Source organism: Mesorhizobium sp. B3-1-8, from assembly GCF_006439495.1.
Taxonomy (GTDB): Bacteria; Pseudomonadota; Alphaproteobacteria; order Rhizobiales; family Rhizobiaceae; genus Mesorhizobium.
In genome coordinates, this window is record NZ_VFTK01000058.1 from 19,607 (window position 1) to 27,062 (window position 7,456).

Consider the following 7,456-nt stretch of genomic DNA (forward strand, 5'->3'; position numbering starts at 1 on the left):
TCAGGACTTTCCGAGATAGCGGTCGAGAACATTTTTGGTCACGCGTTCGACCATCGCGTCCTGCCTTAGCAGGCCGGCGACCCATTCGCAGCTTCCGGCATGGAACACCTCGCCCTTGCCGCGCGGGAAATTGACGATCATGCCGTTGCCGCGCTTGACCTTGTCGAGATTGGCGTCGCTGGCCTCGCCGAACAAGGTTTCGGCGGTGAAGCGTCCGTCCTCGTCGGTGAGGAACTGGTCCTCGATCGGGATGTCGGCGCTCTCCTCGACCTGGCTCGCCATGCCGACAGCCAGCACCTGCAAGCCATCCGGCGCGCCGCTGGTTTCAGTCGGGTAGGGCAGGCCGCCGCGGATCTCGAAATCGAGACCGTCGACCTCATAGCCATAGACATGGCCGTCGGCGCCGAGCAGGTCGCCATAATAGATGCCGGTGCCGGCGAAGGCCCAGTGCTCTGGACGGTAGACGGGAAAGCCGCGCACGCCGCGCGGCGCGCAGCCGCCCCAGCCGGCATAGACGCCCCGCGTCGCATTGAGGCCGAAGGTGGCGCTGCCCGGACGGCCGATCTCGGGCGCTTCCCAGGAATTGGTGGCGCGGGTGACATCGCCGCCGCGATAGGCGGGATCTTGCGCGCGCGCCTTGTATTTATAGCAAACCTGGCGGCGGCCCTCGTCCTCCAGCCGCGTCTGCCACATGAAATTGCCGGCGAAGCGCGCCGCATGCCCGCCGCTGGTCACATAGGTGTCGACCGCGTCTCGCATCTCCCAGGTCCAGTATTCGTCGTGGCCGACGAAGACGACGCAGTCATAACCATCGAGGATTTCGGGTAAGAAATGCAAGTCGTGCTGGCTGGCAAGGTCGACCGCATAGCCGGCGCGCTCGGCGAAGCGGAAGAAATGGCTGTCATAGCTCGCCCAGCCGGAAGAGGCGTATTTCTTCGAATGTCCGGTGGCGAAAGCCCATTCCATATGCGGGTAACGCGGCACGGCCTTCGGCGGCACCGCGACTTCGAGCGGCACGCGCGGCGCATCCTTGGGCAGCACGATGAAGCCGCGGCACCAGGGACGCTGCGTCGACACCATCGTCGCGTATTGGTCGCGGTTCGCGCCGGTGATGCCCTGATAGTGGTTCGAGCCGCCCCATGTGTTGTAGGCGAGCCACGTGCCGGTGGCGGCGACCTGCAGCAGGCGACCGGGCTTGCGTCCGGGCAGGGGTATGACGATTAAGAGATGTTGGCTGTGGATCGGCTTGCCGCCACGGCCCTCGGCCGAGAGCGTCACGCGATAGGCGCCTGACGGCCAATCGTCGCCGACACGGAATTCGAACGACGCCTCCCAGCCGCAGCCTTGGACCGAGCATTGGTCGGGCGTGTCCTGCCAGCGCGCCGACAGGCCTGTCTTCTCGAAGACCTTGGTCTCGTTGCCGCCATCGCGGACGATGACCATGCCGAATTGCGGCGCCGTCGAACTCACATGCAACGTCACCGTTTCGCCCGGGCGATAGGAAAAGCGGCCGCTGTAGCACCAGATCTCGCCGCTCGAGCCATCCATGCCCGGCCATTCGTAGTAATGGCCGCGCACCGCCTCGCGGCGCTGCTCGGGCGTCAGCCCGAAATCGGGGAATTCGGTGGGCAGTTGCGTCAAGGAACACCTGAGATCACGAGGCCGCCATTGAGACCATCGGCCGGCCAAGCGTCAAATGGAAAGCGTCGGGCCAGCCCGCACTTGCGCTTGGCGATGTCCGGCAAACGGACTATCTCATCCTAGGGTCCATCGATATTTCAGGCGAGGCCGGCCTGCGAATGGCAATTTCCCGCGCTTCCGGTGCTCACGTACTTCAAGTACGCTCCGCTCCGGTTCTCGGGAACCGCCTTTCCCGGCTCGGCCTGACCTGAATCTCGACAGACCCTGGCGCAAGATTTCCCACGGGGAGCCGGCATGCTGCGGGTGCAAAAGGTCAAGGTCGACGACATCTACGTGCCGACGGCGCGCCGCAAGACGCTGCACCCCGAAACCGTGCGCCATCTCGCCGAGGATATTCTCGAAAACGGCATGAAGACGCCGATCCAGGTGCGGCACGACGGCAAGCGTCACGTCTTGGTCGAGGGGCTGCACCGGCTCGAAGCCGCCAAATGGCTGGGCGAGACCACGATCGACGCCTATCTCGTCCAGGCCAAGCGCCATTGATTTCTCGTCCGGGGCCGGCCTATCACCGTTAGCGATCGCGTCCCATCAAAGCTTTTTGATTGACGCCGCCATGCCGGCGGCTAGAGCGTTCCGATACTCGCGAACAGGATGCTTATCATGGCGAAGTATGAGGGCGGTTGCTTGTGCGGCGCGGTGCGGTATCGGGCCGATGCCGAGCCGGTCAACGAACGGGTTTGCCATTGCCGGATCTGCCAGAAGGCGATCGGCGCCGCCTTCAACGCGCGGCTTCTGTTCCGCATCGACGATGTGACGATCGAGGGGCCGGTGGCGACGATCAATTCCACGCCCGACCTCCAGCGCGGCTTCTGTCCTGTGTGCGGCACGACGATGTTTTCGCGCCGCGACTCCAGGGGCATTCTCGGCGTCACGTCCGGCTCGCTCGACGATCCGTCGCTGTTCAAGCCCGACATGCATTTCTGGACTGCTTCGAAGCAGCCCTGGCTGATGCTTGACGATGGCCTGCCGCAACATGAAGGCGCGCCGCCGGCCTGAGTCATTGCGACGCAGGCCTGCACAAAAATTTCATCTTGGATTCACGAGATAGCCGGCAAAGCGTCATTGGCGGGCCATCATTGGCTGCCTATCTAAGCGCCATGCGGGAAGGCATCGAGGAGGCGACGGATGAGCGAGAGCATCAACACCCTGGACGAGCTTTTGAACGACCCGATGGTCCAGCTCGTGATGGCGCGCGACCGCGTGCGCCCCGCCGAGCTTCGCCTGCTTCTGGAAAAGGCTCGCGACAGGGCGGGCGAGGATTCTCGCATCGACCAGGCTTCGGTGCCGCCAGCGCATGTTGTGGCAAGAAGCTGCCTGAAGCAGTGGTTGTACCGTTGAGGCAACTCCGCCGAAATGGTCAGCTCGAATTCGCGGGTAAGTAACTGTAGTGGCTGCGCAAATAGGCGAGCCTGAAGCCGAGCCGGTCGTAGTTGCGATAGGCCGGTCCGTCGCGGTCGGGGCGCGGCGCCTCGATGTCGGCGACAAACAGTTTCGCGCCGGCAGCGATGCCGTCGCGAACCAGCCTTTCGCCGAGCATGGCATCAAGATCGAAGCTCGGCGCCATGATTCCCGGCACTGGGGCGTCGATGCCGCTCCAGGCGGCGCCGTCTGAGATGAACAGCGAGCGCACGGCGGCGACCGCGCCCTTGCGTTTCAGCATGTAATGACGCCAGCCCTTACGACCGACAAGCGCCGTGAGCCAGGGCGAGGTGGGAAGCCTGTATTTGGCATCGATGAAAGAAGCCCATTCCGAAGCTGTCTTGGGTGTGACCTCCTCGATCGCCAGATCGTCGACTGGGATCAGCGGGTCGCCCGGGAAAAGCGGCTCGTCCGGCAGCGGCGTCGCGTCGCGAAAGATGCGCTCCCAGCCGCTTTGCTGCTGCATCCCGCGCGCTTCCAGCCAGCATCTCAGCCGCGACGGCTCGGTGTGCGGATTGGTATAGAACCACGGTCGCACGATGCCGGCCGCGCGGTAGTGCGCGAGCAGCGCATCGACCTGTTCTTCCGTCGCCGGGCCATCGACGCCGATATTCTTCACGCAGTTGAAATGGATGAACGGGATCGTCGTGCAGGTGGTCCAGACAAGGTCGCCGTCCTTGGCGATCGACAAGCCTTGCCGTGCCGCGAAATCCGCGGGCGCCGCCTCGTAAAGGTCGAGCCAGGCAGCAACTTCGGCGCGTTCGATGGCGCGGCTGAAATCGCGCGACACCGGCTCGATCCCGATGTCCGGGACGTGCGTTTGCGGCGGCACGACTGGCTGCAGTTCCGAGAGGGCGGCGGTCGACATGGGGATGCTCCTCCGATTTGCCTTACAGTGTAAGATTAGTGGAGAATAATATGCTGTCGCCTGTTGTCAAGCAGGATTAGCGGCACCTTACAAATCCGTGAGTTGGAATCACGCTGTCGTGAGGCTAAGCCTGTCCTCGATGGGCTTTCGATGACGATTCACTTTTTGCCCCGGATGACGGCCGGGGCACGGGGAAAGGACCGGGATGACCGACGTCTGCACGCAAGGACTGGATACCGGCTTTGTCGGCCTGGGTTACGCCAAGGTGGCGTTCCTCGGCATCGTGCAAGGCATCACCGAATTGCTGCCGATCTCATCCACGGCGCACATGCGCATCGTGCCGGCCGTGCTGGGCTGGCAGGACCCCGGCTCGGCCTTCTCTGCCGCCATGCAGCTGGCGGCGCTGGCGGCGGTGATCAGCTATTTCTGGAGCGATGTCAGGGACGTGGTCTTCGGATCGCTGTCGGCGATCTCGCGCCGCGATTTCGGCGATCGCTATTTCCGCCTCGCGATCAGCATCGTGCTTGCCACCGTCCCGATCGTCATTGCCGGCCTTGCGCTTTCCGGCGTGCTCAACGCCTGCAATTCGCCCTTGCGCGGGCTCGCCGTCATCGGCTGGGCCTGCATCGCCATGGCGATCCTTTTGGCGCTCGCCGAAATCTTCGCCAGCCACAAGCTCGTGCTGCGCCAGGCATCGATCCTCGACGCGCTGCTGGTGGGCATCGCCCAGGTCGGCGCGCTTATTCCCGGCGTCTCGCGCTCGGGCTCGACGCTGACGGCGGCGATGGGGCTGGGCTTTGCCCGGCCGGAGGCGGCGCGCCTGTCGTTCCTGCTCGGCTTGCCGGCCATCGCGCTGGCCGGCCTCAAGGAGCTCTATGAACTGCACAAGGTGCATCTCGACGCGCATGGCTGGTCGATCCTGGCCGTCGGCCTCGTCGTCGCCTCGATTTCGGCCTTCTTCGCGATATGGGGGCTGATGCGGGTGCTCGAGCGCTTCTCCGCCTGGCCGTTCGTCATCTATCGCGGCCTGCTCGGCGTGGTGCTGCTGATCGGGGTCGCCACTGGCTGGCTTGTCTAAAGCGCGTCGCGTCGAAACGGATTCACGCGACGCGCTTTAGGCCGTTGCTTGATGCATGTCGTTGTCGCAAAACCGAGGCCACTTTTGCGCGACATGCATTAGAGGTCTCGACCCAATCCGCTGTATCGACGCCGACGCTCGGGTGCGCTGATGGATCTTGTGACTCTGCTGCAATCCTTGCTGTTGCTGGCGACGCTGGTGAAATCGGCGGCGCCGGCGGCAATCGGCGCCGGCATGGGCATTGGCCAATGGCTGGCGGCGCTGCCGCCCTGCCGCAACCAGACCTTCGAGAACGCGGCCTATCTGGTCTGCGAAGCCGATCCGGAGCATTTTTCCATCGAGCTGTTCTGGAAGAACAAGGACGGCGATTTCTACCGGTCGCTGCATAATCTGCGCAGCGCGCAGCAGGCGACGGGGCGTACCCTGCTCTTCGGCATCAATGCCGGCATGTATCATCCGAACCTCGCGCCGGTCGGGCTCTATGTCGAACGCGGCGAGCAGATCACGTCGGCGAAGACCGGATCGGGGTCCGGCAATTTCTCCATGCAGCCCAACGGCATCTTCTATCTCAGCGCCGGCAAGGCCGGCGTTCGCGCGACCAAGGACTACCTCAAGCGTCCGCCGCGCGTGGATTACGCTACGCAGTCCGGGCCGATGCTGGTCGTCGACGGCAAGCTGCATCCGAAATTCCGTTACGACGGCACCTCGCGCAAGATCCGCGACGGCGTTGGCGTGCGCGCTGACGGGGTCGCGGTCTTCGCGATCTCGGACGATGTCGTGACCTTTCACGAATTCGCGCGGCTTTTCCGCGACCAGCTCGGCTGCCCGAACGCGCTCTTCCTCGACGGCTCGATCTCGAGCCTCTATGCGCCCGCGATCGGCCGCAACGACGATTTCTGGAATCTCGGGCCGATGATCGGCGTGTTCAGGCGCTAGCCGAGAAGCTCCCTTCGGCGCTGCTCCGAATCATCCGGTCGCGCCAAAAGTAAATTTTGATTCAAACTTTGTTGGTAATTTCTCATTAGGAATGGGGGTTCCGGCGGCGCTGTTCCTGCCTTCGGTCTGTTTTGTTTTGCGTACAGGTCAAAGATGCGGATTCTTGGCGTCGTCAGTTTCGTGCTCGCATCGCTTTGCCTTGCCGGCTGCTCGTCCACGCCGGGCGTCGATGCCTTGCAGATGCCGTCCAACGAGACGACGAGCTCGGTCGTGCGGCCGAGCGCGCCCGTATCGAAGGGCGCGAGGACCGCGGTCACCGAAAGAACCGTCGAGACCGCGTCGATGTCGGGCGCCGCGCGCATCAAGCCGCCAGCGCCGTTGCTCGACGAGGGTAACGCGAGCCCCGGCGACGAGGACACTCGCCCCTTCGGCCTTGCCGAGGAGGAGACGGTGAATTTTCCCGCGACCGAATTGCCGGACAGCGTCGAGCCGCCGGTGCAGGAGGCAGCGCTCGTCTCGCCGCCGAAGCGGCTGTCGCGCGCGGCGCCTGCTATGCTCGCCGGCCCGGTCACCCGTTATGCGTTCCGCGACGCGAAGCCGATCAATTTCGGCCGCTCTTCACCTCGCCATCTTGCCGTTCACGGCGTCGACGTCTCGCGCTGGCAGGGCAACATCAGCTGGCAGAAGCTGCGCGCCCAGGGCGCCAACTTCGCTTATATCAAGGCGACCGACGGCGGCGATCATCTCGACCCGATGTTCATGAAGAATTGGCGCAACGCCGATGCCGCCGGGCTGAAGCGCGGCGCCTATCATTTCTTCTACTGGTGCCGCACCGCCGGCGAGCAGGCCGACTGGTTCATCCGCAACGTGCCGAAGGTCGACGGCGCGCTGCCGCCGGTCATCGACGTCGAGTGGAACGGCGATTCCTCCTGCAAGCGGCGGCCTTCGCGCGAAAAGGTGCTGGAGAAGATGCAGGTGTTCATGGACAAGCTGGAGCGCCACTACGGCCAGCGGCCCATCATCTACACCAGCCCCGACTTCTATCGCGACAATCTGCGCGGCGCCTTCCAGGATTATCCCTTCTGGCTGCGCGCGGTGGCGGCGCATCCGACGAAGGTTTATCCTGGCCGCAGGTGGCTGTTCTGGCAGTATTCGGGCTCCGGCCTGTCGCATGGCGTCAGCGGCCGCATCGACCTCAACGTCTTCCATGGCGACGAGCGCCAGTGGCGCGCCTGGCTGGGCGGCGGGCAGATGGTGGCCGACGCGGATTAGGATTTCTTCTGGAGGCGGCCGGAGAGGAGTGCTCCAGGGAAGGCCGCTCCGTTGAAGAATCGGGCATCGCACGCCTTCGTCATCCACGGGCGGAGCAAGGAGCGAAGCGACGCGCGCAGACCCTGGAATCCATGCCGTTACATCAACGCGTTGCAACGGTTCAGAATTCTGCGCCGTTGCGC

The 7,456-nt window shown here is 64.2% G+C and carries 8 protein-coding genes; 6 read left to right on the forward strand and 2 right to left on the reverse strand.

The genetic code is table 11. The features are described 5' to 3' along the window. Entirely contained in the window at positions 1 to 1,641 is a 1,641-nt protein-coding gene (locus FJ424_RS31900; RefSeq protein WP_140659982.1) for a N,N-dimethylformamidase beta subunit family domain-containing protein, read from the reverse strand. A gap of 294 nt (positions 1,642 to 1,935) precedes the next feature. Between FJ424_RS31900 and FJ424_RS31905 the strand changes: the two genes are divergently transcribed. From FJ424_RS31905 to FJ424_RS31915, 3 genes are all read left to right on the forward strand, one after another. After that, positions 1,936 to 2,184, forward strand: coding sequence for a ParB N-terminal domain-containing protein (locus tag FJ424_RS31905; protein WP_140647477.1), 249 nt, complete (start codon positions 1,936 to 1,938; stop codon positions 2,182 to 2,184). A gap of 117 nt (positions 2,185 to 2,301) precedes the next feature. Continuing rightward, positions 2,302 to 2,697 (forward strand): GFA family protein, encoded by a 396-nt coding sequence (locus FJ424_RS31910; RefSeq protein WP_140659981.1) that lies wholly within the window; start codon positions 2,302 to 2,304, stop codon positions 2,695 to 2,697. A gap of 129 nt (positions 2,698 to 2,826) precedes the next feature. Next, positions 2,827 to 3,039 carry a hypothetical protein gene (locus tag FJ424_RS31915; RefSeq protein WP_140647475.1) on the forward strand — a complete coding sequence of 71 codons (213 nt, stop codon included), beginning with the start codon at positions 2,827 to 2,829 and terminating at the stop codon, positions 3,037 to 3,039. A 19-nt stretch (positions 3,040 to 3,058) separates the two neighbouring features. Here FJ424_RS31915 and FJ424_RS31920 read toward each other — a convergent pair whose 3' ends face one another. Further along, a complete protein-coding gene (locus FJ424_RS31920) occupies positions 3,059 to 3,988 on the reverse strand; it encodes a hypothetical protein (RefSeq protein ID WP_140659980.1) in 930 nt (309 codons plus the stop codon). Positions 3,989 to 4,193: 205 nt separating this feature from the next. On the opposite strand from FJ424_RS31920, the gene FJ424_RS31925 reads away from it, so the two are divergent. The 3 genes from FJ424_RS31925 (at position 4,194) to FJ424_RS31935 (ending at position 7,274) form a co-directional block, all read left to right on the forward strand. Further along, the gene (locus FJ424_RS31925; protein ID WP_140659979.1) at positions 4,194 to 5,066 is read left to right on the forward strand and encodes an undecaprenyl-diphosphate phosphatase; all 873 of its coding nucleotides are present in this window, start codon (positions 4,194 to 4,196) and stop codon (positions 5,064 to 5,066) included. A 150-nt stretch (positions 5,067 to 5,216) separates the two neighbouring features. After that, positions 5,217 to 6,002 (forward strand): phosphodiester glycosidase family protein, encoded by a 786-nt coding sequence (locus tag FJ424_RS31930; protein WP_140659978.1) that lies wholly within the window; start codon positions 5,217 to 5,219, stop codon positions 6,000 to 6,002. A gap of 153 nt (positions 6,003 to 6,155) precedes the next feature. Beyond that, complete coding sequence (locus FJ424_RS31935; RefSeq protein WP_140659977.1) at positions 6,156 to 7,274, forward strand: GH25 family lysozyme; 1,119 nt, start codon at positions 6,156 to 6,158, stop codon at positions 7,272 to 7,274. Positions 7,275 to 7,456 lie beyond the last annotated feature (182 nt).